23 protein-coding genes and 2 tRNA genes are annotated in these 26,140 nt (G+C 33.7%); 11 read left to right on the top strand and 14 right to left on the bottom strand.

What is annotated here, in order from left to right:
• Positions 1-86: 86 nt before the first annotated feature.
• Positions 87-995, top strand: a complete 909-nt coding sequence (locus EW15_RS07670) for an NAD(+) kinase (protein WP_038653853.1) — start codon at positions 87-89, stop codon at positions 993-995.
• Positions 996-998: 3 nt separating this feature from the next.
• Here EW15_RS07670 and EW15_RS07665 read toward each other — a convergent pair whose 3' ends face one another.
• A complete protein-coding gene (locus tag EW15_RS07665) occupies positions 999-2,285 on the bottom strand; it encodes a bifunctional cobalt-precorrin-7 (C(5))-methyltransferase/cobalt-precorrin-6B (C(15))-methyltransferase (protein WP_038653851.1) in 1,287 nt (428 codons plus the stop codon).
• Between the two features lie 98 nt (positions 2,286-2,383).
• Between EW15_RS07665 and EW15_RS07660 the strand changes: the two genes are divergently transcribed.
• The 6 genes from EW15_RS07660 to lexA all read left to right on the top strand — a co-directional run bounded on the left by EW15_RS07660 (position 2,384) and on the right by lexA (position 7,910).
• Positions 2,384-2,671 (top strand): hypothetical protein, encoded by a 288-nt coding sequence (locus EW15_RS07660; RefSeq protein ID WP_038653849.1) that lies wholly within the window; start codon positions 2,384-2,386, stop codon positions 2,669-2,671.
• Positions 2,655-3,155 (top strand): DUF3122 domain-containing protein, encoded by a 501-nt coding sequence (locus tag EW15_RS07655; protein WP_071841065.1) that lies wholly within the window; start codon positions 2,655-2,657, stop codon positions 3,153-3,155. Before EW15_RS07660 ends, EW15_RS07655 begins: the two co-directional genes overlap by 17 nt.
• Positions 3,152-4,246 carry a bifunctional diaminohydroxyphosphoribosylaminopyrimidine deaminase/5-amino-6-(5-phosphoribosylamino)uracil reductase RibD gene (gene ribD / locus EW15_RS07650; RefSeq protein WP_038653847.1) on the top strand — a complete coding sequence of 365 codons (1,095 nt, stop codon included), beginning with the start codon at positions 3,152-3,154 and terminating at the stop codon, positions 4,244-4,246. The genes EW15_RS07655 and ribD overlap by 4 nt, the downstream gene beginning before the upstream one ends.
• Before the next feature lie 105 nt (positions 4,247-4,351).
• Positions 4,352-6,226: an ATP-dependent zinc metalloprotease FtsH gene (gene ftsH / locus EW15_RS07645; RefSeq protein ID WP_038653845.1), complete on the top strand. Its 1,875-nt coding sequence runs from the start codon at positions 4,352-4,354 to the stop codon at positions 6,224-6,226.
• A 53-nt stretch (positions 6,227-6,279) separates the two neighbouring features.
• Positions 6,280-7,236: an ornithine carbamoyltransferase gene (gene argF, locus EW15_RS07640; RefSeq protein ID WP_038653843.1), complete on the top strand. Its 957-nt coding sequence runs from the start codon at positions 6,280-6,282 to the stop codon at positions 7,234-7,236.
• Positions 7,237-7,301: 65 nt separating this feature from the next.
• Positions 7,302-7,910 (top strand): transcriptional repressor LexA, encoded by a 609-nt coding sequence (lexA, locus tag EW15_RS07635; protein WP_038653841.1) that lies wholly within the window; start codon positions 7,302-7,304, stop codon positions 7,908-7,910.
• Positions 7,911-7,924: 14 nt separating this feature from the next.
• On the opposite strand, the gene EW15_RS07630 is transcribed toward lexA, so the two are convergent.
• The gene (locus EW15_RS07630) at positions 7,925-8,155 is read right to left on the bottom strand and encodes a hypothetical protein (protein WP_038653840.1); all 231 of its coding nucleotides are present in this window, start codon (positions 8,153-8,155) and stop codon (positions 7,925-7,927) included.
• A gap of 1,075 nt (positions 8,156-9,230) precedes the next feature.
• Here EW15_RS07630 and EW15_RS07625 point away from each other — a divergent pair.
• Positions 9,231-9,303 (top strand) — tRNA-Ala (locus EW15_RS07625).
• 663 nt (positions 9,304-9,966) lie between these two features.
• Here the strand turns inward: EW15_RS07625 and EW15_RS07620 are convergent.
• Positions 9,967-10,320 (bottom strand): hypothetical protein, encoded by a 354-nt coding sequence (locus EW15_RS07620; protein WP_225866551.1) that lies wholly within the window; start codon positions 10,318-10,320, stop codon positions 9,967-9,969.
• 311 nt (positions 10,321-10,631) lie between these two features.
• Between EW15_RS07620 and EW15_RS07615 the strand changes: the two genes are divergently transcribed.
• The gene (locus EW15_RS07615) at positions 10,632-11,123 is read left to right on the top strand and encodes a DUF2214 family protein (protein WP_038655402.1); all 492 of its coding nucleotides are present in this window, start codon (positions 10,632-10,634) and stop codon (positions 11,121-11,123) included.
• 106 nt (positions 11,124-11,229) lie between these two features.
• Here EW15_RS07615 and EW15_RS07610 read toward each other — a convergent pair whose 3' ends face one another.
• The 5 genes from EW15_RS07610 to EW15_RS07595 form a co-directional block, all read right to left on the bottom strand.
• On the bottom strand, positions 11,230-13,143 hold the full coding sequence (locus EW15_RS07610; protein ID WP_038653836.1) for a methyltransferase domain-containing protein: 1,914 nt from the start codon (positions 13,141-13,143) through the stop codon (positions 11,230-11,232).
• 558 nt (positions 13,144-13,701) lie between these two features.
• Entirely contained in the window at positions 13,702-14,607 is a 906-nt protein-coding gene (locus EW15_RS07605) for a hypothetical protein (RefSeq protein ID WP_038653834.1), read from the bottom strand.
• Between the two features lie 685 nt (positions 14,608-15,292).
• Positions 15,293-16,504, bottom strand: a complete 1,212-nt coding sequence (locus EW15_RS07600; protein WP_038653832.1) for a glycosyltransferase — start codon at positions 16,502-16,504, stop codon at positions 15,293-15,295.
• A gap of 417 nt (positions 16,505-16,921) precedes the next feature.
• Positions 16,922-17,101, bottom strand: coding sequence for a hypothetical protein (locus tag EW15_RS10935; RefSeq protein ID WP_156095772.1), 180 nt, complete (start codon positions 17,099-17,101; stop codon positions 16,922-16,924).
• 440 nt (positions 17,102-17,541) lie between these two features.
• Positions 17,542-17,615 (bottom strand) — tRNA-Arg (locus EW15_RS07595).
• A 317-nt stretch (positions 17,616-17,932) separates the two neighbouring features.
• Here EW15_RS07595 and EW15_RS07590 point away from each other — a divergent pair.
• On the top strand, positions 17,933-18,757 hold the full coding sequence (locus tag EW15_RS07590; RefSeq protein ID WP_038653830.1) for a helix-turn-helix domain-containing protein: 825 nt from the start codon (positions 17,933-17,935) through the stop codon (positions 18,755-18,757).
• A gap of 24 nt (positions 18,758-18,781) precedes the next feature.
• Here the strand turns inward: EW15_RS07590 and EW15_RS07585 are convergent, their stop codons facing one another.
• Complete coding sequence (locus EW15_RS07585; RefSeq protein ID WP_038653828.1) at positions 18,782-19,012, bottom strand: hypothetical protein; 231 nt, start codon at positions 19,010-19,012, stop codon at positions 18,782-18,784.
• 55 nt (positions 19,013-19,067) lie between these two features.
• Positions 19,068-19,958 carry a 16S rRNA (cytidine(1402)-2'-O)-methyltransferase gene (gene rsmI / locus EW15_RS07580; RefSeq protein WP_052041206.1) on the bottom strand — a complete coding sequence of 297 codons (891 nt, stop codon included), beginning with the start codon at positions 19,956-19,958 and terminating at the stop codon, positions 19,068-19,070.
• Position 19,959: 1 nt separating this feature from the next.
• Here rsmI and EW15_RS07575 point away from each other — a divergent pair, with 1 nt between their 5' ends.
• Entirely contained in the window at positions 19,960-20,874 is a 915-nt protein-coding gene (locus tag EW15_RS07575) for a 3'(2'),5'-bisphosphate nucleotidase CysQ (protein ID WP_038653827.1), read from the top strand.
• Between the two features lie 3 nt (positions 20,875-20,877).
• Here EW15_RS07575 and EW15_RS07570 read toward each other — a convergent pair whose 3' ends face one another.
• From EW15_RS07570 to serS, 4 genes are all read right to left on the bottom strand, one after another.
• On the bottom strand, positions 20,878-23,046 hold the full coding sequence (locus EW15_RS07570; RefSeq protein ID WP_038653825.1) for a polyribonucleotide nucleotidyltransferase: 2,169 nt from the start codon (positions 23,044-23,046) through the stop codon (positions 20,878-20,880).
• A 199-nt stretch (positions 23,047-23,245) separates the two neighbouring features.
• Positions 23,246-23,548, bottom strand: coding sequence for a 30S ribosomal protein S14 (gene rpsN / locus EW15_RS07565; protein ID WP_038653823.1), 303 nt, complete (start codon positions 23,546-23,548; stop codon positions 23,246-23,248).
• A 123-nt stretch (positions 23,549-23,671) separates the two neighbouring features.
• Positions 23,672-24,754 carry an RIP metalloprotease RseP gene (rseP, locus tag EW15_RS07560; RefSeq protein WP_038653821.1) on the bottom strand — a complete coding sequence of 361 codons (1,083 nt, stop codon included), beginning with the start codon at positions 24,752-24,754 and terminating at the stop codon, positions 23,672-23,674.
• Between the two features lie 19 nt (positions 24,755-24,773).
• Positions 24,774-26,054: a serine--tRNA ligase gene (gene serS, locus EW15_RS07555; RefSeq protein WP_038653819.1), complete on the bottom strand. Its 1,281-nt coding sequence runs from the start codon at positions 26,052-26,054 to the stop codon at positions 24,774-24,776.
• Positions 26,055-26,140: the final 86 nt, after the last annotated feature.

Here is a 26,140-nt window from a genome sequence, read left to right as displayed (position 1 = left end):
ATTTTTGAATTAACTTTTAATTTATTAAACAAATAATATTGACAGTTAATTGCTAAGCTTGATAAATAGTTTGTGAAGTATGATCGGTGCCCCGAGTTGGACTGATCGTTAATGACGGGAAAGAGCTTGCTGTCAAGACAGCAAAAACTTTTCAAAAGAAACTCGAAGATTCTGGTTTTGAAGTCGTCAGAGTAAGTAGCGCAGGTGGTTTATTAGGTTTTACTAATCCTGATCAATATATGAGTTCACAAGGATACAACTCATGTATTCCTGATGGTTTTGATTCTTCGATTATGTTTGCCGTTGTATTGGGAGGGGATGGGACTGTCTTGTCTGCAGCAAGACAAACTGCACCATTGGGCATCCCCATACTCACTATAAATACTGGACATTTAGGCTTTTTAGCTGAGGCGTATCTTTCAGATATAGATAAAATTTTCAAACATTTAGTTGCAAGGCAATGGAATATTGAGGAGAGAACAAGTCTGGTGGTAAGCGTTATGAGAGGTGATCAATGTAGATGGGAAGCTCTTTGCCTCAATGAAATGGCATTGCATAGAGAACCTATGACAAGTATGTGTCATTTTGAAATTTCTGTTGGTCGGCATGCGCCCGTAGATATTTCTGCAGATGGTGTAATTCTCTCTACTCCTACTGGCTCAACTGCTTATTCACTCAGCGCAGGGGGGCCTGTAATTACTCCCGATTGTCCAGTCTTACAGCTTACCCCCTTATCTCCTCATTCATTAGCATCGAGAGCTCTTGTCTTTAGCAACGAAGAGCCAGTGACTGTTTTCCCTGCCACACCTGAAAGATTAATGATGGTGGTTGATGGTAGTGCAGGCTGTTATGTATGGCCAGAGGATAGAGTTTTAATCAGAAAAAGTGATCATCCAGTTAAATTCATTAGACTTTCAGATCATGAGTTCTTTCAAGTCCTAAGAAATAAATTAGGGTGGGGACTCCCTCACGTTGCGAAACCTGATAAAACATAAATATTATTTAATTTCACCCTTCAAAATGAAAACAGGATTTATGGGAGATAATCTTATATCTTCTCCAATACTTACACCTCTATACGATTGATGTTGACTGATAGATAAATTGTGGACTTTAGGCTTTAAAATCGACTCTAATTTTGATATGGATTTTAATGATATTAATGGTATTACTATTATACAATTACTATTTATTAGATTCAAAATTTCTGCAAGAATTAAATGTGAGTCTGAGCCACCACCTCCCATGATAACTCTATCTGGATGTAAAAGATTAGATGTTATTTTATTTTGTTTGAATATATTTAATGCTTCATCCTCTATTACCAATGATGCTTTAACACCAAGTCTTCTCGCGTTTTCCTCAATTATATTTTTACTGCCAACTCTTTTATCAATGGATACTAATTCTAGTTTAGGGGATATTCTTAATGCTTCTAAACCTATACTCCCAACTCCACTTCCAATGTCCCAAATTACTCCTTGCTTTGGGAGATTAAGTTCAGCAAGAAGTTGAACTCTAACTTCTCTTTTTGTTATTAGCCCAGGGCAGTCTTCATTTTGAAGAAAAACCGAATCAATAATTCCAAATAAAGGTAAATCTTTTGATTGTATTAGAGGCTTTTCTTTCTTAAAAAGAATAACAAGATGTAATGGATCTATGCTGGTTGGGAAATCCTCAATGGAATTAATTTCGATTATTTTTTCATTACTATATCCAAGCCTTTCAAAAATCCAAAATTCATATTTCCCTTCAAGTCCAAGTGAATGGATTAATTGATAAACCTCTTTAGCACCCCCTCTTTTTGAGTCAGTTAATACGACAAGTGAGGAAGGAAGCTTTTTAATTGCTTTTTCAAATGGAAGCGGGTCTCTTCCATGAAGACTAATCCATTGTGTATTTTGCCAAGGCTTGCCAAGTCTGGAAAAAGCTAGCTGGAAAGAGGTAGCGGCTGGCTCAAAATAAAGTTTTGATAAAGGAAAATTTTGAATTAATAATCTACCAATCCCAAACCAAAGAGGATCACCACCGGAAAACACTATTGTTTTTTTATCTCCTTTTTTTAATTGAGCTATAAAGTCATTTAGTTTGTCAGTTGCCATGAACTCAAACTTATGATTTTTTATATTTTTTTCCTTTAACCAATTTTTGAATGAATCTAAAATTCTTTGTGGACCAAAGATTCTTTCAGCTTTAAAAATTGGTTTTTTTTTAGCTTCAAAAAAACTTTCAATACTTGAAGTATCAATTCCTATTACGTGTATCTGCTTTGACTCGTCAGGCATGGTTTAAATGAATGGACTTAGAAAAATTTCTTTTTTATAGCTTTACTATTTTTTTGATGAAAATCAACTAAAACTTCAATAGTTAGTTTGAAAGTTTTGTGAATCTTAAAAAAAAGGAAGCGGAGGAATTCTTAACTAGAAGATCCCGCCTGCATGAAATTTTGATAGCGCTGATTAAGCAACAAAAAGATTTAGAATTAATGGACGATAATGTCCAGGTTTTTGAAAACCCTATTAATTATTCAGAAAAATATGACCCTTCTAAAATAGTTGAACGTAATCAACGTATCATTAAGAAATATCAGTCTCTCGTTCGCTCAGCAATTGCATTAGATGCACTACTTGAATCGGAAGATTACGATATTAGTGATGGAAAAATTGCGTAATTCATTTCGCCTGATAATTTCTTGTCTTTTGATTTGTTGTTGTTTTTTTACTAGTGCTAATAGAATTTATGCAGATTCAAAAGTCACTTTAAATGATCAGAAAAAAGAGATTAAAAGAAGCTTAGAGAGCCTCCAAGACTTGGATTACCAAACTTGGCAAATTATCGTTTATCCAAGTTCCAAAGAGTCCACGAATTTAATTTTAAGAATTGTGGGTTATCCAGGTTCATTAAGGATTGATCATCCAACTAGCTTGATAGTTAATTCGGGGAGAAAGACTTGGGCTTTAAAAGACATTTCAAAAAACAGTAAAATCGATTTTGAAACTTTGAATGACTCTGCAGCCGAATTTGACCTGAGAACTTTGATTGCTGAGTTGGATAAAAACAGACCTTTGAGAATAAGCTTGCCTGGATTGATAAATGATTTGCCAATCCCGCCTTACCTAGTAAGTGAATGGAGATCATTGGCTGAATTAAAATGATTAACTTGTCTGAAGATCAAAAAATATGGGTGCCATGGATGAGACGCTCAATCCAACTGGCGTTATTAGCAGAAGGTAGGACTAGCCCAAACCCTCTAGTAGGATCTATTGTTTTGGATTCGAACGGAAGACTTGTTGGAGAGGGATTTCATACAGGCGCAGGGAATCCTCATGCTGAAATAGAAGCACTTTCTCAGGCTGGAGAGAAGTCTGTTGATGGAACAATTATTGTAACTTTAGAACCCTGTTGCCATCAGGGCTTAACACCTCCCTGTACAGAAGCAATAATAAATGCAGGTCTAAAAAAAGTTGTTATTGGGATGGTCGATCCTGATCCAAGAGTTTCAGGTAATGGAATCTCAAGATTGAAAGACTCCGGACTTGAAGTCATCGAGGGGGTTTTGAGTCAAGAATGTGAATCAATTAATCGCGAATTTAGTTTTCGAGTTCGTCATGGACGTCCTTGGGGAATTCTTAAATGGGCAATGAGCTTAGATGGAAGAATTGGCTTGCCAAATGGTTGTAGTAAGTGGATTACAGATATTCCTGCAAGGCATTCGGTTCACAGAATTCGATCTAGGTGCGATGCAGTGATAGTAGGAGGAGGAACAGTTCGGGCCGATAATCCTTTTTTAACTTCAAGGGGTAAATCAAATTATGAGCCGTTAAGGGTTGTTTTTTCAAGAACTTTGAACTTGCCTAAATCTGCAAAACTTTGGGATACAAAAATCGCTAGAACATTAGTTGCATATGGACCAGAGGGTGATGAATCTTTCTTTTCTGAGTTGCCAGATGGTCCAGAGAAATTGAGATTAAGTTCGGACAATCCATCCGAATTGCTCTCCTCACTTGCCAAAAAAGGCTGCAATAAAATTCTTTGGGAATGCGGGCCCCAACTTGCTACAAGTGCAATTGAAGCAAATTGTGTTCAGGAATTAGTAGTTTTTGTCGCACCAAAACTCTTAGGAGGGATGTCTTCAATGAGTCCTTTGAGCGATTTTGGATTTGAAGCGATTCAGTCTACCTACAAATTGCAACATTCTTTTTTCGAAAGAAAAGGGGAAGATCTTTGCTGGAGACTACTTTTTTAAGAGGTTAATTTTTTAGGATTATATATTCGTTCGGATCTCCCTCCAGTTAAACAAGTCGATTTTGGTTAAAAGTTGATTACCTTGGTATGAATTCAGTTTTTGCTAATGCCAATACGACAGGATGAGAATCAACCTAATAGACGCTTTGGAGTTATAAATTTAATTTTAATTGGTTTTGGGGCACTTCTTCTATTTAGTAGTTTTTTTCCAAGCCAGAACACACAAGTTCCTAGAGTTCCTTATTCTCTCTTTATAAACCAAGTTGATGATGGTGAAGTTAAGCGTGCCTACATAACCCAAGATCAAATCAGATACGAACTCTCTACAGTAGAAGAAGGAGCTCCTTCAGTTCTGGCGACAACTCCCATCTTTGATATGGAGCTACCTCAAAGGCTTGAGAAAAAAGGTGTTGAGTTTGCAGCAGCACCGCCTAAGAAACCGAATATTTTTTCAACTATTCTTAGTTGGGTTGTACCACCCCTTATTTTCATCCTCGTTCTTCAGTTTTTCGCTCGAAGAAGCATGGGCGGCGGCGGCGCACAGGGAGCGCTCAGTTTTACCAAAAGTAAGGCTAAAGTTTATGTACCTGATGATGAATCCAAGGTTACTTTTGAAGATGTAGCAGGGGTTGATGAAGCAAAAGATGAACTTACCGAAATAGTCGATTTTCTCAAGAAACCTCAAAGATATACAGATATTGGCGCAAGAATTCCAAAAGGTGTTCTATTGGTTGGACCTCCAGGAACTGGTAAAACCCTTTTATCTAAAGCTGTAGCAGGTGAAGCAGAGGTTCCTTTCTTTATTATTTCAGGTTCTGAGTTCGTTGAATTATTTGTCGGTGCTGGTGCTGCAAGAGTTAGAGATTTATTTGAACAAGCTAAGAAGAAAGCTCCTTGCATAATATTTATAGATGAATTAGACGCCATTGGTAAAAGCAGATCAGGTTCAATGGGTGTAGTTGGTGGTAATGATGAACGAGAGCAAACTCTTAACCAATTACTCACAGAGATGGACGGATTTTCCTCAACTGATAAGCCAGTAATTGTACTTGCAGCCACAAACCAACCCGAAGTGCTTGATGCTGCTCTACTTCGTCCCGGTAGGTTTGATAGACAAGTCCTTGTGGATAGACCTGATCTTTCTGGAAGAAAGACTATTTTAGAAATTTATACAAAAAAAGTAAAACTTTCAGAAAAAATAGATCTTGATCGAATCGCTCAAGCTACTAGTGGATTTGCAGGGGCTGACATCGCAAACATGGTTAATGAAGCTGCTCTTTTAGCGGCAAGAGCTTACCGCCCTGAAGTTGAGCAGCAAGATTTAAATGAAGCTATTGAAAGAGTCGTTGCTGGTCTTGAGAAAAAAAGCAGAGTTCTGCAGGACGACGAGAAAAAGATAGTTGCCTATCACGAAGTAGGCCATGCAATTGTGGGACATTTAATGCCAGGTGGTAGCAAAGTTGCCAAAATTTCAATAGTACCAAGAGGTATGAGCGCTTTGGGTTATACCCTTCAACTTCCTACGGAGGAAAGATTTCTAAATTCCAAAGAGGAACTTCAAGGTCAGATTGCTACTCTCCTTGGGGGAAGATCTGCAGAAGAAATAATTTTTGGCAAAGTAACTACAGGTGCTTCTAATGACTTACAAAGAGCAACGGACATTGCTGAGCAAATGGTGGGTACTTACGGAATGAGTGATATCTTGGGTCCATTGGCATATGACAAGCAAGGAGGTGGGCAATTCCTTGGAGGCAACAATAATCCTAGAAGAGAATTAAGTGATGCTACTGCTCAAGCTATTGATAAAGAAGTAAGAAGTTTGGTAGATGATGCACATGAAAAAGCTCTGAATATTCTAAAAAATAATCTTTCATTACTTGAAGATATTTCTCAGAAAATTCTTGAGAAAGAAGTAATAGAAGGAGATGATCTAGTTAAAATGCTTTCAAATAGTGTAATGCCTGAAAAAATTTCTAATTAAATCACTTGACTTTATATCCTTTATCCACGATAAAGGATATTTGAGGCTTATTTATGGCTTCAGTATCTTCAAGCTTAGCTGCTAAATTATCTTCTTTTAGTAGATGCAACTTCCTTTCTTCCTCTGATTTAAATAGAAATCAAATTTTATCTTTATTTGAGTTAGCTAAACAGCTAAAAGCTGCTAACAGAAGAATTGACCTTGGGAATAGAGTTCTCGGATTGATATTCAAAAAATCCTCTACTAGGACAAGAGTAAGTTTTCAAGTGGCAATGGCAAGATTGGGAGGTCAAACTGTTGATTTGAATCCTCAAATCACACAACTAGGCAGGGGCGAACCTATTAAAGACACCGCAAGGGTTTTGAGTCGCTATTGTGACGCACTAGCAATTAGGACTTTTTCTCAGAAAGAAATAGAGGAGTATGCAGAATGGTCCTCTATACCTGTCATTAATGCATTAACTGACCTCGAACATCCTTGTCAGGCGCTTGCTGATTATTTAACAATTCAAGAAAAGTTTGGGGAGCTGAAAGGGATAAATCTTTCTTATGTTGGAGATGGCAATAATGTTGCCAACTCATTGATGATATGTGGTGCAATGTTGGGAGTTAATGTGAAAATTTGCTCTCCAAAAGGTTTTGAAGCGGATTCTCAAATTGTAGAGAAGGCGAAATCGCTCTCGGAATTTGGTTCGGAAATATCTATTTCTAATGATCCTTCAGAGGCTGTAAAGGAAGCTCAAGTTATTTATACAGATGTCTGGGCTTCTATGGGGCAAGAAGAAGAACATTTGAAGAGGAAAAAAATTTTTGAAAACTATAAAGTTGATCAAAAATTAATAGGACTTGCAGATGATGACGTAATCATTTTGCATTGTTTGCCTGCTCATAGAGGAGAAGAAATCACTGAAAAGGCTTTAGAGAGCGAAAACAGTCATATCTTTGATCAAGCTGAGAACAGGCTTCATGTTCAGCAAGCCTTGCTCGCCGTCCAACTGGGAGGTATCTAGGGTTGCGACTTTGAAATATATTAGGTACATATGTATTGAAGGACAAATGTACTTAATCCATCCGAATGCCAGAAGAAGCTCTCACTATTGCACAGCAAGAACTCTATGACTGGCTTGTAGATTTTATTGGAGATCATCATCACAGCCCTTCAATTAGGCAAATGATGCAAGCCATGGGATTGAGATCTCCCGCGCCAATCCAAAGCCGTTTAAGACATTTACAGCAAAAAGGGTGGATAAAATGGCAAGAAGGGCAGGCAAGAACACTCCAATTAATAGAGGAGAACATCTCAGGTGTTCCTGTTTTGGGATCGATCGCTGCAGGTGGGTTGGTTGAAACTTTTGATGATGTGCAGGAAACTCTAGACTTAAATTCAGTTCTTCAATTAAAGGGACTTTTTGCCTTGACGGTAAATGGAGATTCAATGATTGATTCTTTTATTGCAGACGGAGATATGGTTTTAATGGAGCCTGTGAATGATCCAGCTCGTCTGAGAAACGGCACTATAGTTAGCGCTATGGTTCCGGGACTGGGTACTACTTTGAAACATTTTTTTCGTGATGGAAGTTTAGTTCGTTTAGAGGCCGCTAATACATCTTATGAACCTATAGAAATTGATGCTGAACAAGTACATGTTCAGGGAAAATTAGCAGCTGTGTGGAGGAAAACTTAACGCTATTTCTAAAACTAATTAGAAATATTAATTCTTTTTGATTTCCAAGAGTTGAATAAAAAATTTCTATTTTTGTCTTCACTATGAACTAAATCGTCTGCTGCAGTCAATGGACTTTCAGTTGCTAATAAAGGTTTTCTTATGAGAACTCCCAGTCCTTTTGCTTCTATGTAAATACCACCTTCCATATGTACTATTTGAAAGGTCCAATTTTTATTCCAATAAATGGAGAAAGGATTATTCATACAATCACTATGAATCTAAATTATCTTCTGCTGGCTTCAAAGTCAGCAAAATAAATTAATTTATTAATTAAGCGGCTAGTTTTAAACTTTCAACATAAATAATTTTTATCAGGGCATAATTTTCTTTGAAAAACTCTTTATGTCATGACACCATCGAAGTTTTTGGCTTTAAAATAAGTAACGCTTTTGAAAAGGAATTAGAATTGTCAACTAAAGACTTAGAAGAAGAGAAAACTTGCTAGAGCTATAATGTATACATCTGCTATAAGCAAGTTATTTCTTTAGCTGAATTTTTTTCTTTTTGCCGTTAAAAAGAAAAACTATATCTAGAAATTATTTTGATGGTCTTTAAAAAAAAGATTAAGAATTACATGCATTCAATGCGGGTTTTCCACTTTTCCACAAAATTCATGATTTGAAAAAAAATCTCAATAGGGGGCATGTCAATTGAATAAGTGGATTAATTACAAAAAAATGATCGATCACCTCAATCATAGGTATTGCAGTAGCTCTCAAGGGTTTCGTATCTCTTGATACATTAAAAAGTTCTTGTCAAAAATCTCGGACAAAACTTTTTGTAATGTGAGGAAAAAGAGAAAATGTGGAAAAGTATCATTATGAACAACTATCTCTCGAAAGAGAACTTTTTACGTTAGATATCGATTGATTTTGACTTGTTTTAAGTTTGGTGATGCTTTTCTTTGTGAATTTTTGTGATGAATAATTTTTTTTACACAACTCCAAAAGAACCATTAAATTCTTTGTCTACTTGCGACTTTAACTCTGTTAATGAAGAAGCCTTTCACATCTAGAAAAACAAAACCATCTTTTGAAATTAACTGGAAGATTCGCGAAATTTTTTCAGAAGCTGCTAGGGCTAGTTTTTGTTATGAGATAGATAGTAAATACATTGCTATTAAGAAAACAAAGATTAACTCTTGACTTCAGTTAGGAGCTCGCAAACTATATTTTATATGACTTGTAATTATGAACTTATTAAGTTGGATTTATGCTGTGAACTACAATAAGTGCAATTAATGAGATTAACTGCATACCTTTTAATCTCAGCAATATTGGGGCCATAGCTCAGTTGGTAGAGCACCTGCATGGCATGCAGGGGGTCAGCGGTTCGAATCCGCTTGGCTCCATTGTTTTAAAGTTAGATATGTATAGATTTGGAGCCTATATCTGAAAGTTCTCATGCCCCATACCAGCTAAATTTAGTGCTTATAGATAGATGAATCTCAATCAAATTGTTAAAGATAGTTTATTAAAATATCTTTTCCACGAATCAATGAATGAGATTAATGATTTAGATAATGCACTAAGATTATTATCTAAATTGAGAAGTATTTTAATAACTAATACTTATATAGAGAATCAGCGGTGAAAAGTTTTTCGAAGACTTTTTAAAGGTATTAATTCTCTAGGATAATCCTCTGAGGCCTGTCATGTCGAAAAGTGATAAAGTACATATGAGCAACTACTGCATAAGAATTTAGAAAAAATAATTTCAATTAATTATAATTAATGTTGGTTCTAAGTAAGCGTATTATTCAGTTGGCTTGGCTAAGCATTCCAATGAGATTTAAATAATAGCTTTCGACATAAATAAAGAGGCTTAAAAGACTTGTAAAGATTTTGCTATTATTAATTACAAAAATTCTTATTTAAATAACTTTGATGGTAAGCTTATTATAACTTATATGAGATATTTTCAAAAATAAATGATATTATAATTACATTAATTACATCTAAATCTTATTTCTAAATCTATAAAACAATTTAATAATCTTTATTTCCTGATCTCTTTAATTTTGCTTTTTTAAAGATTCCTGGTCTTTTGATAGATAATAATTTTTAAATTCCGTAATCCCTTTTTCTCCTAAAAGGTTTATGGGATATCCACATTTTTCAACAACTGAAATAGCTATTTCTTCTGCTAGTAATTCTTTGTTAATATTATTAATCTCTTTTTTCTTCTTAAATACTTGTTTATTTTCTTCTAAGGAAAAGTTCATAGCACTTTCTTTTGAGAGTCCAAAACCAATTGCATTGCAAAATTTTTTAGTATAGGACTTTGAGACTTTTTTTATAAAAACAGAGGGATCAATTTCTGCAGCTGATAAGACTTCTGTATGAAAAACAATTAAGGATGAGCACAATAAAAGAAAAAAGGTAAAGAGTCTGAAAGTTATTTTCTTGAATTTCTCTTTCATCGTTTGTTTGAAATATCCTAAAATAGTCTACTAAATTAAATTATTGACAATTTTAAAAATATTTGTAATAGCCTCAACTTATTTCAATAGAATCCTATTAAGTAAGAGTTGTTTCAATTGAAATAGATTGGATCTTGTGTGATTCGATAATCATTTATTCCAATCAAGTTAATTCTTGTTCTCTAAGGGCTAAGCTTCACTAATCCCTCACTGTGATTTATGATTCTTAATAATGTATAGATTGATGAGGAAAGGTGATTTTGCTAGGACTAGTTTTTCCAGCTGATTTATTGCAGTCTGCTTCTGTTGCGTATATTCATTATTTGAGCTTTATGCTTTGTTTTGGAGCATTGGTATTTGAACGTATCTCATTAAAGATTAATCCAAATAGGAAAGAAGCAATATCTATGGTTGTTGCAGATATTATTTATGGAGTTGCTGGGATTGCTCTTTTGGTAAGTGGGATTTATAGAGTTATAAAGTTTGGACAGGGCTCTGAATTTTATACAGAAAATCCTATCTTTTGGACTAAAATAATAGTCTTTGCTTTAGTCGGTTCTTTATCTCTTTATCCGACAATTACATACGTCTTATGGGCAATCCCTCTTAGAAAGGGGAATCTTCCTCAAGTAACCGAGAATCTGGTTTCAAGATTAAGATTAATAATTAATATTGAACTAATTGGTTTTGCTTCGATACCTTTTTTAGCAACACTTATGGCTAGGGGAATAGGATTAATTCAGAATTAATTAGATTAACCATTAAATCATTTTGTATTTTGATATATCTATTCAATTAATTTCTACTATAGTAACTATTATTTAGTAATTTATAATTGTCTTAGATAAATTTTAATTAACTACGTTTAACCCAGAACTGGTACATAGAGATAAAAATATTTGGATATTTATTTTCAAAATCTTCCCAGTTGTTTAGATTTATCATTTTTCTATCATTTGGATAAATTTCTTTGTATTTGGCTTTTAGTTCAGAAGGTAAACTAAACCCTAGGAATTCAAGAGAGAATTTATTAATTATATTTTTGATTTCGGAAATACTAAATCTATGCTCCATTGCATGAAAGCAGAGATCTCTACACATTGAAAGAGAGTAAAAATCCTGGAATTGTAGTAATTTTTTTATTTCTTTAAACTTGTCTTCAAAGATCATTTTTCGGAAATATCTAATATCTTCAGGATTAGAAGAAAGATTATTTGAAGAAATTATATCTTTTGCTTTGACTATATCCTTTCTTGCTAATTCACTATATAAAGCTAATTTTATAAAACCACCTTCATTAGTAATATCAATTAAAGATTTTAATCCTTTTTCAAGATCTTCCATATGATGAAGTACACCACAGCATTCAACAATATGGTATTTTTTATTTAGTTTATGTAGATTTAAAATATCCATTTGAATTAATTTTATATTGCTAATGTTTAGCTCATCGAGTTTTCTTTTTGCGTATGATAAACTAGTTAAACTAATATCTATACCGGTTATATTTGACCCTTTATATTTTTGACATTGGATTAAGTGATATCCTGTCCCACACCCTGCTACAAGTATCTCCGTATTTTTAGTTTTTTGATAATTAATTCTATTTGGGAATATTTGATTATTTATTAAGTCATAGCTCGTTTGTTCTAGTTTTTTATCATATACTGAATAATTCCACCTAGGGTAAGGGTTGGACTCATATTGTGATTGTACTATTTTTGAAGTCTCATCAGAAATATCCCCGAACTTTTCTATTTTCTTTGATAGTTCGTATTCCTTTATTGGCTCTTTAATTTGGGAATTTAAAATATTATTAAATTCATTATCTTCTGTTTCGTAATCTAATAAAGAAGGTATTCTATTAATAATCTTTATTAATGGGTAATAGCAGGCAATAAGTGAAATTACTCTTTCATTTATTGCCTTTTCTTTAGATGAAGAGATTAAATTATCAATCATCTCTTCTTCATCCTCAGTATAGCAATAAATATATTCATTTAAAAAACACTGCTGTGCAAGTGCTTTAAGAAATGAAGAGGGATATTTACAATTATTGATTGATTCTGAACTAACAGTTTTACAAAATTCTTTCCTAATCCTTGTTAAAAGTTTTTCCCATTCTGCATTCTTGAATATTAGCTTTGGTAAAGAATTTATAATTACACTATCTTTCATAAAACTTATTAAGTGGTTGATATCTGTTGAAAAATCTGATTGATGAAGAAGGCGTCTGACTTTTTCTTTATTTATATTATTTATTATAATAAATAAGCTATTATGATCTATTTCTTTTTCTCCAAGAATTTTATTTAATAAATTATTTAATTTATCAATTGATATGCCACTCCCGTTTGTTCTTCCTATTATATTTATTAAAGCATGAGCAATAACACTATTTCCATTAACAAGCTCATAAGCCTTTTGAATACTAATTGATGCCTTCTCTAAGTTATTAGTTTGTTGATATAAAATGGCTAGATTATAATATCCTTCATATCTATTTTTATCTAGTTTGATTGATTTTTCATAAAAATAGATTGCTCTTTCGATCTTCCCCTCTGATAGATAGATATTCCCAAGGTTTGAATAAATGAATGGATCAACTGAATTTCTATTAATGGCTAAAATGTAGAGTTTTTTTGAATCTTCAGTATTCCCTGCTTTATGAAGACTGAGGGCTTTTTGTTCTAAATACTTTAAATTACTGATTTTTGAACTATGATTGTTCTCTATCTTTTTACTTTTTTTTCTTCCAAATCCAACCATAATAACTTAATTAAAAATAACTTTTTTGTGAGTGTCTATTTGTCAAGTTACTAGACACACTCTAATCTACCTTAATGGTTCATCGCGATGTAAGCATATTTAAAATAAATGTTATTTACCTATTCTTATAATTCGCGTTTATTTCTTTCGTATGATTTAGTTTGTAAATGATACTCGAATTTTAATTTCTTCGATACGTTCAACTTTTTACAGTAAAAATATAACTATATATTAGTTTTTTGAGTAAGTCTGATTTCTATCTTCTGTTTTTGAGTCTATATTCAATAGTATTTAGAAGATTAATACAATGATGCTGAAAATGATTGTCTAATAAATTTACATGTGCTTTCATCTATAATCAAAAGTTAAAAAGTGATTAATGTAGGCTTAGAAAAAATTATTTATCTTAAATCAAAAAGGAATAGAAGTGTTTTCTTAATGGATTTATTTTTTCCTTTTATTCTTTTAATATGTTTTACCGAAAGCAATGCTAGTGTTTCTTTCTTTTTTAAATTATTTAATTTAGTTTCTATTGTACTTATTAGGTTATGATCTTGATTAACCAAATTTTCTATTAATTGATTCTTTGATTAGCTCAGTCGCTTCATTGTTTTTTCTTTGTCTATATGAGATTAGTTTGTTAAATAATTCTTTATTATTTTCATATGTTTTTGACTCTGGACTTAATCTCAGAAAATTGCAAAGATAATTAAATTCAATTTCATGTATTGTTAGACTTTTGTTTGCGTTGATAATCTTTTCTTCTCCAATATCTAATTTATTTAGTTTGTTAACTGGTATTATTTTATTTAGGATTGTAAACCCTAAATACGGACTGATAAAATCTTCAAACTTAATAATAGATATATTAGATGAATGTTTTCTTTTGAAACGTTCAATTAGATTAATTAAGTCAAAAATATAAATATTACTATACCAATGATTAGATACTCTGTAATATCCATTTGTCATAATAATTTTATAAAGTTGATAAAATTCTAAAATTAATCCATATTTTGATAATTCTGAATAAAGAGACTTTAGATAATTAAATGAGTTTCTTTTTACAAATATCCATTCAATTTCGCTAAAACCGACTTCTTTTGAAATTGATTCAAAATAATTTGCCATATACTCGTCAACAAGTATATTCTCGAAATCTTCGGCACTTATTAGAATTGAATTGCATTTTTTTCTTTTTGCATTTACATAGGCATTAATCAGAAACTCTTTTATTTCGTCTATTTCTTTTAATTGTAGATACCAAGCCAAAAAGTTATGCTGAATGGAAAGATCATAAACTTTCATTCCTCTTGATTGAGCAAAATTGATTATTTTGCTCTTATCTTTAAATTCAGGAATGAACAATCCCTGTTCACATAAATCTTCCTTTTTTATAAAACATAATTTTTGAAAACTTGTTGTAGCAGTTTTATGTGTTCCGGCATGAATATATATTTTCATTTTTAGTAATGTTATTTCAACGAAGATAATAGGGACTTTGTATGTCTTTGGCTACTTCAACTATATGGTTTTTGTTTCCATATAGCAGCTATTTATCCCCATTTAGAGAAAGAGTTCTTTTGTTTACTATCCTCTTCAATTAATCAATTGCCTTTAAAATCTTAATCTGATTGGCTGTTTTCCACCCAAGATCCTACATTTAGGTAGATATTGGATTATAAGGCTCTAATACTTACTTTATCTTAATCGATACTTTGGTTTGGCCTCTTTTTTCTCTGAAGCTCACAATAGCTCTCAGCGAGAAAAAAATTAACATTTTTTTTTCAATAATTTTTATAATTTTTCGCAGATTGTCATAATATTAGCTTTCATTTTGTGCCCGCAATGCTTTTAGAGTTCACAAATTAGTAATATTTGAAATATTTAGCTATCTATAGATATTGAACGCTATGTAGCATTTTTTATTCAGAATTAATGTAATTACTTGATATAAATTGTGTTCGAATCCACTAGGGATAGTAATAAAACTAGTTATAAAAAGATTTAAAAACTAGCTGAATTTACTGACAATTTTAGATTAACCCGAATCACATATGTTTTATCTAGAGATTTATAAATTTATTAAAAAAAAGCAAAAAATAGATTCTTCAACTTAACAAAACAAAAAGTTTTGATAAAATTTCAATCAATTCAAAAGGACTCTATGATCAGTTTGAACTTTAAAGTTGGTCCCAACTAATTGCCATGGGATTAACATTGCGAATGCAACATCAGCGAACTGAAGTATCCGATCAGCAAAAGGAGTTGGATCAATAAGCATCGAACCTTTAACGTATCCGTTCCATGCTATTTCTTCTCTCTGCCTTTTAACTGGTTTAAATTCATCTAAGTAATCTACTAATTCTGTCTTTTTAATAAAGTTAATTAATTCATCTCTAAATAATTCAAAGTATTTAGGATCTATACTTTCTAATTCAGAAGCCAAACCTTTTAAAACATTTGATATATCAACTTTTGTTGAATAATTTTGTTTTTCCATCCAGTATTTATTAAAAAAATAAATACATAGTGTAATTGAATTAGGAACATATATATCTTTTGGACCACCCTCTAATGAACCAGCCTCTTTATACCAATTTTCCATGGCTTTAGTTTTTTTGAGATAATCTATACCTGCAGCACTATTAGATTTAGGACAAGATCCTAATATTGAAAAGGGACGTTCTAAAACAACAAATTTTTCGGTACATAAAAGAGCGTTATAACCCGCATCAAAATCAACCGTTTGTGCATCAAATAGCAAACCATTATTTAAGTCCTTAACCTTGTTTATTAAACTTCTTTTCCAAAGTCCATGATAAATACTTGGTCCACATCCCATTGTTCTTTTGGGCTTAGTCCAACTCAATATATTTTCTAAATAATTTTGAGATATAAGCCCTGTAATTTTACTTCCATCGATTGGAATACAGGATGGATTACGTCTTCCATTAATATCAACTCCCATCCAACTAAAACTTATTGCTCGCCATGAAAATGCTTCATATTCTAATGAATCTGGGAATTTTGCTAGGAAATTCCTAAGAAAAAAAATTAAATCAGGTGAAATAATATCATCGTCTCCAATAATTGAAACCCACTCCCCTTTTGTCTCTGCAACACCCCTTTCCCAATTATCTTTCATCGATAAAGTTGAATTTTGCGATGGAAGAATTTTCAATCTACTATCAAACAAAAAAAGTTTTAGAGCTTGAAATATTGAACGTTTATTATCTGAATTGTCAGCTATAATTATTTCTCCTAAGTCCTCAATATATTTTAAGTAATATGTAACTGCATCGACCACGAAATCTTGTCTATTACGAGTAGGAATTACCAAAGAATGAAAAACACTCATTGCATTAATTAAAAATTGAAGAGTAGAAAAGCCTATAAATAAAAACTGAAATCACATTCGCGAGGGCTGAAAAGTATATTAATTATATTTAGTATATACGAATGTCGAAAAGTGCTTTAAATCTAGAAAGAGGCAAAAGAGGGTATATAAATATCTAATAAGTCAGGGATGTCTTGCTTTGAGCCCTGTATTTCATACATAATAGATAGTGCTTACATCTGTTTCATCCTTACTACAACCTCCTTTCTAAGTTGTTGAAGAAGAAAGTTTCTAAGCTTACTTCTAATTTTTTGAACACTTATAACCTATTTGTACATTTCTATTATTTTTATTTTTTTATAAAGGAGATTAGACATTTGTCTTATGTCTCATTTCCTTTATAGGTATTTTCTTGTTCCATTTACTCTCGTTTAGATGTCATCCTTTTCGATGCCCAACAGCTTTAAGCAATTTGAAACTTCCTTGAGATCTCTCTCTCTCTCTCTCTCTGATGTTTTCTTCTTGTCTCAATTCAGAACCAATTAAGGCTTCCCTACCTGAAAAACTGTATTCACTTTCAACCCAAGCCGATAGCTTTTCCATAAAAGGATGTTCCATTTGAATCGAACTGATTTAAAGGTGCAAATAGTAAATTTTTAGCCTCAGTGAGAGATAAATTTCTCTCATTTACGAGCGGTTTTATGTCCTGAATTGAGTTCAAAATTTCAATATTATTGCCCTTTTTCACTCAATATCCAACATGCCGCTCGACCTAGGATTGTTCTCTCCTAATCCCTCTTGATGTCTCAAAGTGACTTGAGTTTTACCCCTTACGCTACGAATTTTGCAAGAGCTTCCTCGCTGTAAGAAATCAGCGTCTTTTCCAGAAATTTTCTAATTGTTTGCAGATTTGCTTTCCTAATCAGTCGCCATTTTGAGTTTGCGCTAGTAGAACCGTTCACAAAATAGCAATAATTAGTTATATCCTGCTATGGCAGCATAGGCAGTAGTTCTTCGTGGAATTGATGAAGTCTCCTGTTATTACTTGAGTTTGAATACGCTCCCTGCTGGATTCGAACCAGCGGCCCACTGCTTAGAAGGCAGTTGCTCTATCCAGCTGAGCTAAGGGAGCCAGAATAGATCTTTAAGATAAAGACGACAAAACACGCCTTGAGTTCAAAAATCAACTCTTTAAGAGTACATACTCATGTAGCCCACTACAAGCAGAATTAAGCAGACCAACAATAGATTGGCCAAGGCTTGCTTGATATGGAGTCTTTTTCAAAGATAAGAAAATTAAATTTATAGCGTAAGAATTAAGTAGATATTTAGAGTTTTAGTGATGATTTCTTTAGCTGGCTAAATTTTTGTAGGAGTTTTTATAGGTTGAGAATTTTTTTACTACTTCTTATGATTACGTCTTATCTTGGATAAATAGAAATAATAGAGATGATTTCAAGAAGATTGACCAAGACGCAAAAAGCTGAAATCCTTGAGTCTTATAGGGATGGAGATAATACCAATGCCCTAGCAGAAAAATATCATTGCACTCCAAATACTATAAATAGAACAGTCAAAAACCTTTTATCTGAAAGTGAATATACACTCTTAAAGAAAAAAAGATCAAAGATTAGCAATAAAAAAGTGAAATTGGTTCATAATGAAAAGGTTAAACCAAAAGAGGAAGATTTAGCTCAGACTAGCTCGTTAATCTCATTTAAAGAAAAAGTTAAAGAAGAAGATCAATCTGTAAAGGTAAATGAAGAATCTCATAAGTTTGATGTTGATGAAATTGCTTCTTTAGATCTTGAGGATACTGATGAATTTGTAGAAGATCAATATTCGGTTAGTCAAAAAATAAAAGATTATGATAAGGATAAAAATCATCAAAACTTTGATGAAAATTTCGAGGAAATAGCCCCCCTTGTTTCTGGATTTGATTTTGACATACAGAAGCAAGAATCAGATTTTGAGATACTTGATTATGAATGTCTTCCAGAGAGCGTTTATATGATTGTTGATAAGAAAGTCGAGCTAGAATTACAACTTATTTCTGATTTACCAGAATGGAGCTTTTTGCCAGAGAACGAATTGCAAAGAAAAGCAATTTTATTATTTGCCAATCAACGTTCAGCAAAAAGAATATGTTCTAGAAGTCAAAGGGTTATTAAGATCCCAAACACAAGTGTTTTTAAACTTTCAAAGTCATATTTAATCTCAAAGGGTATCACTAGATTAATTCTTGAAGACTCAATAATAGGATTGGATGATTAGTTATTAAATGAATTTTATCTTAGGTTAATCGTTATGATTATTTTTAATCATTAATACTGAAGTTAGGCCTCCAGAAAATAATCCTAAGGTAAATGATGTACCTATTAAGAAACCAATTGGAAGATCTACCGTTTTATTAATTAGCAGATCTAAACTATATTTTTTTCCTAGATTTTGAGATCCAAGGCAAAGAAACAAAATTAGTAATATTGCTGTGGAAATATTTAGAGTTAGAAGTTGTAATCTAAAAAACATTTAGAAAATTTCTCTAATTTAAATTTATCTTTTAAATAGCATCAAGTGAAAAAGTTTATTTGTCAAGCCTCTTATGTAATTTGGAGTAAAGCCATTTTTTTTTATATCCTGTTTCTTCCGCGACTTTTTGAGCTGCAATATTAGATTTTTCTCCTTGATTTATTAATGCATTGAGCTGATTTAATGCTTCAGATTCACTTATTTTATTCTGTTGCTTATTATTATTTCCTCCAAGTACTATGGTGAATTCTCCTTTTGGTTTATTTGTAATAAAATAGTTTGTTACCTCTTCTATTGTCTTTCCTATTGACTCTTCGTATCTTTTTGTAAGTTCTCTCGCGATTTGAATAGGGCGTTCTTTTCCGCATGAAATAGATAAATCCTCTAAAAGTTTGATTAATTGATGAGGTGACTCATAGATTACAGTTGTTCTTTGTTCTTGAGAAATATCTTCCAAACGTTTTTTTCTAAGGCTTTGTTTTTTCGGGAGAAATCCTTCAAAGCAAAATCTTTCTGAGGGTAATCCACTTATTACTAATGCTGTAGTTGCTGCGCAAGGTCCCGGTATGCAAATCACTTCATAACTATTAGACCTTGCAGCTTGAACAAGTTCTTCTCCTGGGTCATTTATCCCTGGCAAGCCAGCATCACTAATTAAGGCAAGACTCCCACCACTTTCTAGGATTCCTAGTAATTGTGATTGACGACTTTTGAAATTATGTTTGTGATAGCTAAGTAGTGGTACTTCAGATTTTATTATTTTCAACAATTGTCCACTTCTACGTGTATCTTCACATGCTATTCGTGAAACATTCTTAAGTATGGACTTTGCCCTTGGTGATAAATCGCCTAAGTTACCTATTGGCGTCCCTACTATGTAAAGAGTTCCTGGGCAGGGTTCTGATCTTTCTTGTTGAAGGTGTTGTTGTTCATCAATTAAATCCATTATGTCTATTGATCTTGTTGTGCCAAAAGAGGTCGAATTGCCGACTTTATTGGATGAGCTTAGAAAGCTTAGCTGGGCTTCCGCTGATGTTTTGATGGCATATGCAAGAGGTGAAGAACCTCCCTATGGCTACCCTAAGTCTTTAACTGTAGAGGAAGGTGGGGACGGCCCAGTATCTGCAGCTGACATGGCAGTGAATGAATTATTGATCTCTGGATTGAAGGATAATTTCACATTCAAACAATGGGATATTTTAAGCGAAGAAACTTCTAAGGAGAAAACTTTTCAGCAGAATAATTATAAAAATGATTGGTGTTGGATTCTTGATCCATTAGATGGGACAAAGGATTTTCTTCAAGGATCTGAAAACTATGCAGTTCATATTGCTTTGGCATACAAACAAAAGCCAAAAATTGGGATAGTTTTGATACCTGAAAAGGATGAATTATGGTTTGGAATTGTTGGCATTGGAGCATGGTTTGAAAATCGTGATGGGACTAAAAAACACTTTTCTTTTAGTGAGAGAGTAGATATCTCGAAATTGATACTAGTTTCAAGTAAAAATCATCAACAAGCAAAACTTAATAACCTTCTGTCAACTTTGTGCTTTGGTGAGACAAAAAAAATAGGCAGTGTCGGTTGTAAAGTTGCTTCGATTTTGAGGGGAGAAGCAGATGTTTATATCTCTCTATCTGGAAAAACTTCACCTAAGGATTGGGACATGGCTGCTCCACAGGCTCTTATCGAGGCGGCTGGTGGTATGTTCTCTCATGCAGATGGAAAAAATTTAATTTACCAAGAAACAAACTATTCTCAATCTGGTTGCTTAATTGCAAGCCATGGAAAATCTCATCAAGAAATTTGCCAAAAAGCTATGGAGTTTTTCTCTGTAAAAGAACCTAAATACTTCGTCTAATTATTAATTAAGGGGAGCAACAGGAGTAGGAGTTGGCTCAGGGTAGTTGTTCATTCCACCATTTTGAGAGACTCCTCTTAAGGTTAAATTAATGCGCCCACGATTATCAATTTCTCTTACCCTTACAGTTACTTGATCTCCAACTTTTACAACGTCTTCAACCTTTTCAACTCTTGCTTCAGATAATTGCGAAATATGGATCATTCCTTCTTTACCAGGAAGGATTTCAACAAAGGCACCAATTGGAATGATTCTTGTGATTGAGCCTGGGAAAATTTCTCCCTCATGTACTTTTCTCGTCAAACCTTCAATAATCCTCTGAGCTTCTTCTGCCGCTGCTCCATCATGAGATGCAATAGTGACAATTCCTCCATCTTCTATATCAATTTTTGTGTTAGTTCTCTCTGTGATCCCTTTTATTGTTCTTCCTCCAGGACCAATGACAGTTCCTATAAGCTCTGGATCAATTCTAAAGCTTAATAGTCTTGGGGCATGAGGAGATAAGTTGTCTTTTGGCGTTTCTATTGCCTCTAGCATTTTTCCTAATATGTGTGTTCTAGCAGGAAGTGCTTGATTAATAGCTTCTCCAATTGTCTCAATTGGAAGTCCAGTTATCTTCATATCCATTTGCAAGGCTGTAATGCCTTTTTCTGTACCTGCAACTTTAAAATCCATATCTCCTAGAAAGTCTTCAATGCCTTGTATGTCAGTTAGTATCCTTACTTCTTTCCCTTCTTTGATCAAACCCATGGCTGCCCCCCCTACTGGGGCTTTTAAGGGGACTCCCGCATCCATGAGTGCAAGGGTGCTTCCGCATACTGAAGCCATAGAAGTAGAGCCGTTTGAACTCAAGACTTCGCTAACAACTCTTAAAACATATGGGAAAGTATCTTTTGCCGGTAGTACAGGTATTAACGCCCGTTCTGCTAAAGCTCCATGACCAACTTCTCTTCTGCCCGGAGTCCTCATAGGTCGAGTCTCTCCAACTGAGTAAGGTGGGAAGTTGTAATGATGTATGTAGGTTTTATCAGTATTAGGGTTTAAATCATCCATTTCCTGAGCATCACTTGGAGTTCCCAATGTTGCAGTGGAGAGTACTTGAGTTAAACCTCTTTGGAATAAAGCTGATCCATGAACTCTGTTAGGTAAAACTGCCGCATCAGCATCAATTGCTCTTACTTCATTTAAATCTCTTCCATCGACCCTTTTTCCTTCTTTGATTATCTGATTTCTCATTAACTTTTTGGTTAAAGCCTTATAACTATTCTCTAGTAGTTTGTTATTTAAAGAAAGAGATTTTTTTACAGCATTATCATCTTTTAGGCCATCTATTTTTGCGGAAATAGTTATCTTTATTTCTTCAATTTTATTGTCTCTCTCTTCTTTTGTTTGATCAAAGTTTTTTAGGACTTCACTAATTGATTTTGTACAGTTTTTATCTAAATAGGTTGATATTGTGTCATCAATCTCAGGAGCTTTAGGCATCTCTTGCTTGATTCCGGATTCTTTTAAAACTTCTTTTTGAGCATTGATTAATTCAGTTATGGCTTCGTAGCCAAAATCAATGGCTTCAATAACGTCTTGTTCTGAAAGTTGATTGGCTCCTGCTTCAACCATCACTACACCATCTGGAGTCCCAGCAACTACCAGGTCAAGATCACCTCTTTCAATTTCTCTATAACTTGGATTAAGAACAAAGTCATCGCCTAAGAGCCCAACGCGAACAGCAGCCATAGGTCCTTGGAAAGGAATACCTGCCATTAATGTTGCCATTGAAGCTCCAGTAACAGCTAAAACATCTGCTGGAACTCTCTCATCTAAAGATAGGCATGTAGCAACTATTTGAATATCGTCTCTCATCCAACCAGGGAAAAGAGGTCTCATTGGACGATCAATAAGTCGTGAAATCAAAGTTGCTCTCTCAGGAGGACGCCCTTCACGACGCATGAAACTCCCTGGAATCCTTCCTGCCGCATATAGTCTTTCTTCGTACTCACACATTAAGGGTAGGAAATCAACCCCCTCTCTTCCTGTCGATGTTGTTGCAGTTACTAGGACGGAGGTGTCCCCACACTCAATCAATACTGAACCCCCAGCTTGTGGAGCAAACCTCCCTGTAGTGAGCTTTATCTCTCTACCATCGAAAGAAACGGATTTTGTCTGACCTTGCACGTGCCTTTATAGCTTTTTGTCTTTAGACATTCTTACACTTAATGGGACTAATTGAGTAGAAATTTCGATGGATTTGTTTCCTAGAGGAAACATTTACAACAATTATTGAAACTATAAAACTAAAAAAAGTGGGAGATATAATCTTTCCCACTTACCACACATAGGTATAAATGAATTTCCTGTTAGTTTTTATTAGTTTTTACCAACTGGATTTTACTACTCCAGGTAATTCTCCGTTATGAGCTCTTGATCTAAGTTGATTTCTGCAAAGTCCAAAATCTCTATATACTCCTCTCGGCTTCCCTGTCGCCCAACAGCGATTTCTCATTCTATTTGGAGCACAATTTCTAGGCAAAGCTTGAATTTTTCTATGAATTTCTAATCTTTCCATAGGATCTTTGGCTGATTTGAAAGCATCAATTAGAGTTTTACGCTTCGCTGCGTATCGTTCTACTAGTTTCTTGCGCTTTACATCACGCGCTATCATTGACTTTTTGGCCATTAAGGGGCTTATTTAGCTTGTCTGGGGAGTATTTTAACTCCTTGCATGATTGTTTTAAGAAATTGCTGTAAATTTATTTTCAAATTATTTTGTTAACTGAAAATAAAAAATAGTTTGAAGATATTATCTGTGAACAAACTGTTGAACTAAAGATAGCTGAGTAGTATCTCGGATTATCAAAACAACACTTAATCCTACAAGTAAAACAAAGCCTGATTGCATAAAAGCTAATTGAATTTTTTCAGGAACAGGTTTTCCTCTGATACTTTCGAGAATTAGAAGAAGAAGTTGTCCTCCATCTAGAAGTGGCAACGGTAACGAGTTAAGAACTGCAAGGTTAATTGAAACCAAAGCAGAAAAGAGTACAAGACCTGAACCCCCTTGCTCTGAAAGCTGAGCACCAATTTCAACAATTTTGACTGGTCCACTTAACTGCTGAGCCGTTGAAGAGAAATTAGTAATCAAGCTTTTATAACCAATAACTGTTCGACTTAGTAATTCATAAAATTGTGAATTTGAGCTATAAACTATTTCTCTAATATTTGTTGCTTTCGATACTTCATTAGGAAGATTAGGTTGCAATTGAGCTCCTATCCTTCCATTTCCTTCATTTTCAGATGGGATTATCGAAATTGTTTCGTTTCCTCCATCATTAACTCTCTCAAAAAGTAATTCTTTCCCCGATGAATTTTGAATGATATTGACTAAATTCATAATCCCTTCTTTACCGCTGCCTAATTCTTTACCGTTAACGCTCATTATTCGATCTCCAGCAACTAATCCCGAATTAAATGCAGGCTCATCTGGTTGGATCCCCATGATTATTACTCCTGGCTCAGGTTGATTGGGAATTCCTACAAAGCTTGCTTGACCAATAAGTACGATCCATGCAAGTAATAAATTTGCAATGACCCCAGCTGAAATAACTATTGCTCTTTGGTGAATTGGTCTATTCTTTAAAAGATCTGGGTCATTAGGTTGAACTAGTGAATCAGTTTCTTCATCAGGAAAAGAAACGAATCCACCTAAAGGAAGCGTTCTAAGTGAATAAGTAATCCCATTTATTTCCTTTTTCAAAAGAGCTGGTCCAAAACCAATTGAAAATCCACTGACTTTTATTTTTTGAAGTACTGCTGCTAAAAAATGACCAGACTCATGAAAAAAAATCAGAAGGCCAAGTACAGCTATGGATAAGAGAACGTTCATTAATTAGATTTTGATTGGGTTATTCTGGCTGTAATTTGTTCGAACCGAAGTAAGGTATTAAGGCTTTTGGTAAATTGATACTTCCATCACTTTGTTGACCATTTTCCAAAATCGCAGCCATAGTGCGACCTATAGCCAATCCACTTCCATTTAATGTATGCAAAAGTATATTTTTTTTATTGTTATCTTTTGTTCGTATTGATGAACGTCTAGCTTGAAAGTCTCCACAATTACTGCAGCTAGATATTTCTCTAAAAGTATTAGCACCTGGAAGCCAAACCTCCAAATCATAAGTTTTTTTTGCTGAGAAACCTAAGTCTCCTGTGCAGAGTTGAATTACTCGATAAGGTAGTTCAAGTTCTTGCAACACAGATTCTGCATCAGATGTGATTTGTTCTAGAGCTTCTTCAGATCTTTCTGGAGTAGAAAACCAATATAGTTCAACTTTATTGAATTGATGAAGTCTGATTAGACCTCTAGTATCCCTTCCGTAACTTCCCGCTTCTCTTCTGAAACAAGGGCTATAAGCAACGTACCTTAATGGTAACAAATCTCTAGGGATGATCTCTCCACGATGGAGAGATGTTATTGGAACTTCAGCAGTAGGAGTCAGCCACAAATCATCATCAGCACATCGAAAACTTTCTTCTGCAAATTTTGGTAACTGTCCAGAACCAGTAAGACTGGCTGTGTTAACAAGAGCTGGAGGAAGAACTTCTAAATAACCTTTTTTAATATGTAAATCAAGCATGAAATTTATAAGTGATCTCTCAAGTTTTGCAGCGTGCTTAAAAAGGGTTACAAATCGACTTTTTGCTATTACAGAAGATCTCTCACTATCCCAGAGGTTCAATTGATTAGCAATTTCCCAATGCTCTTTTAAAGTATTTCCTGAAATAGGTTCTCCCCATCTTCTTAGTTCCTTATTATCTTTTTCGTTTTTTCCTTCCAGAGAATTCTTCTCTGGAAGATTAGGTAAGCAAAGGATTTGTTCATTTAATTTATTTGAAATTGATTTCTCTTCCTCTTCAATTATTCCAACTTGTTTTTTGATTTGATTGCCCTTAACACGAAGATTTGAAATCTCCTCAGAATCATGAGGAAGTCCTTCTTTTATTTTTTGTCCAACCTCTTTTCCAATTGAATTCCCCTGTGCTTGTAGAGAATTTCTCTTTTCTTCTAGGTCTTTAAGATCTTTGCAGAATTTTTGTAGAGATCCTAAGTCAACATCCATTCCTCTTGATTTAAGCCCTTCCGAAATTAAGTTAGGATTTTCTCTTAGAAGTCTCTGATCTATCACTATCTAAATGAGGAAGTACTTTCAGCCTAATCGTTAATTGTTCCTAAATTAATCACACTTGTTAAATTCTTTCAAATCAAGGACTT

Source organism: Prochlorococcus sp. MIT 0801, assembly GCF_000757865.1.
Taxonomy (GTDB): domain Bacteria; phylum Cyanobacteriota; class Cyanobacteriia; order PCC-6307; family Cyanobiaceae; genus Prochlorococcus_B.
Note: the sequence above shows the minus strand (reverse complement) of the source record. Positions and strands in the feature narration are given on the sequence as shown.

Bases quoted from the DNA above. Each gene is read 5' to 3' on its own strand.
- EW15_RS07665 (WP_038653851.1), bottom strand. From the start codon at position 2,285: ATGCCTGACGAGTCAAAGCAGATACACGTAATAGGAATTGATACTTCA.
- EW15_RS07655 (WP_071841065.1), top strand. From the start codon at position 2,655: ATGGAAAAATTGCGTAATTCATTTCGCCTGATAATTTCTTGTCTTTTG.
- ribD (WP_038653847.1), top strand. From the start codon at position 3,152: ATGATTAACTTGTCTGAAGATCAAAAAATATGGGTGCCATGGATGAGA.
- ftsH (WP_038653845.1), top strand. From the start codon at position 4,352: ATGCCAATACGACAGGATGAGAATCAACCTAATAGACGCTTTGGAGTT.
- argF (WP_038653843.1), top strand. From the start codon at position 6,280: ATGGCTTCAGTATCTTCAAGCTTAGCTGCTAAATTATCTTCTTTTAGT.
- lexA (WP_038653841.1), top strand. From the start codon at position 7,302: ATGCCAGAAGAAGCTCTCACTATTGCACAGCAAGAACTCTATGACTGG.
- EW15_RS07630 (WP_038653840.1), bottom strand. From the start codon at position 8,155: ATGAATAATCCTTTCTCCATTTATTGGAATAAAAATTGGACCTTTCAA.
- EW15_RS07610 (WP_038653836.1), bottom strand. From the start codon at position 13,143: ATGGTTGGATTTGGAAGAAAAAAAAGTAAAAAGATAGAGAACAATCAT.
- EW15_RS07605 (WP_038653834.1), bottom strand. From the start codon at position 14,607: ATGAAAATATATATTCATGCCGGAACACATAAAACTGCTACAACAAGT.
- EW15_RS07600 (WP_038653832.1), bottom strand. From the start codon at position 16,504: ATGAGTGTTTTTCATTCTTTGGTAATTCCTACTCGTAATAGACAAGAT.
- EW15_RS10935 (WP_156095772.1), bottom strand. From the start codon at position 17,101: ATGGAACATCCTTTTATGGAAAAGCTATCGGCTTGGGTTGAAAGTGAA.
- EW15_RS07590 (WP_038653830.1), top strand. From the start codon at position 17,933: ATGATTTCAAGAAGATTGACCAAGACGCAAAAAGCTGAAATCCTTGAG.
- EW15_RS07585 (WP_038653828.1), bottom strand. From the start codon at position 19,012: ATGTTTTTTAGATTACAACTTCTAACTCTAAATATTTCCACAGCAATA.
- rsmI (WP_052041206.1), bottom strand. From the start codon at position 19,958: ATGGATTTAATTGATGAACAACAACACCTTCAACAAGAAAGATCAGAA.
- EW15_RS07575 (WP_038653827.1), top strand. From the start codon at position 19,960: ATGTCTATTGATCTTGTTGTGCCAAAAGAGGTCGAATTGCCGACTTTA.
- rpsN (WP_038653823.1), bottom strand. From the start codon at position 23,548: ATGGCCAAAAAGTCAATGATAGCGCGTGATGTAAAGCGCAAGAAACTA.
- rseP (WP_038653821.1), bottom strand. From the start codon at position 24,754: ATGAACGTTCTCTTATCCATAGCTGTACTTGGCCTTCTGATTTTTTTT.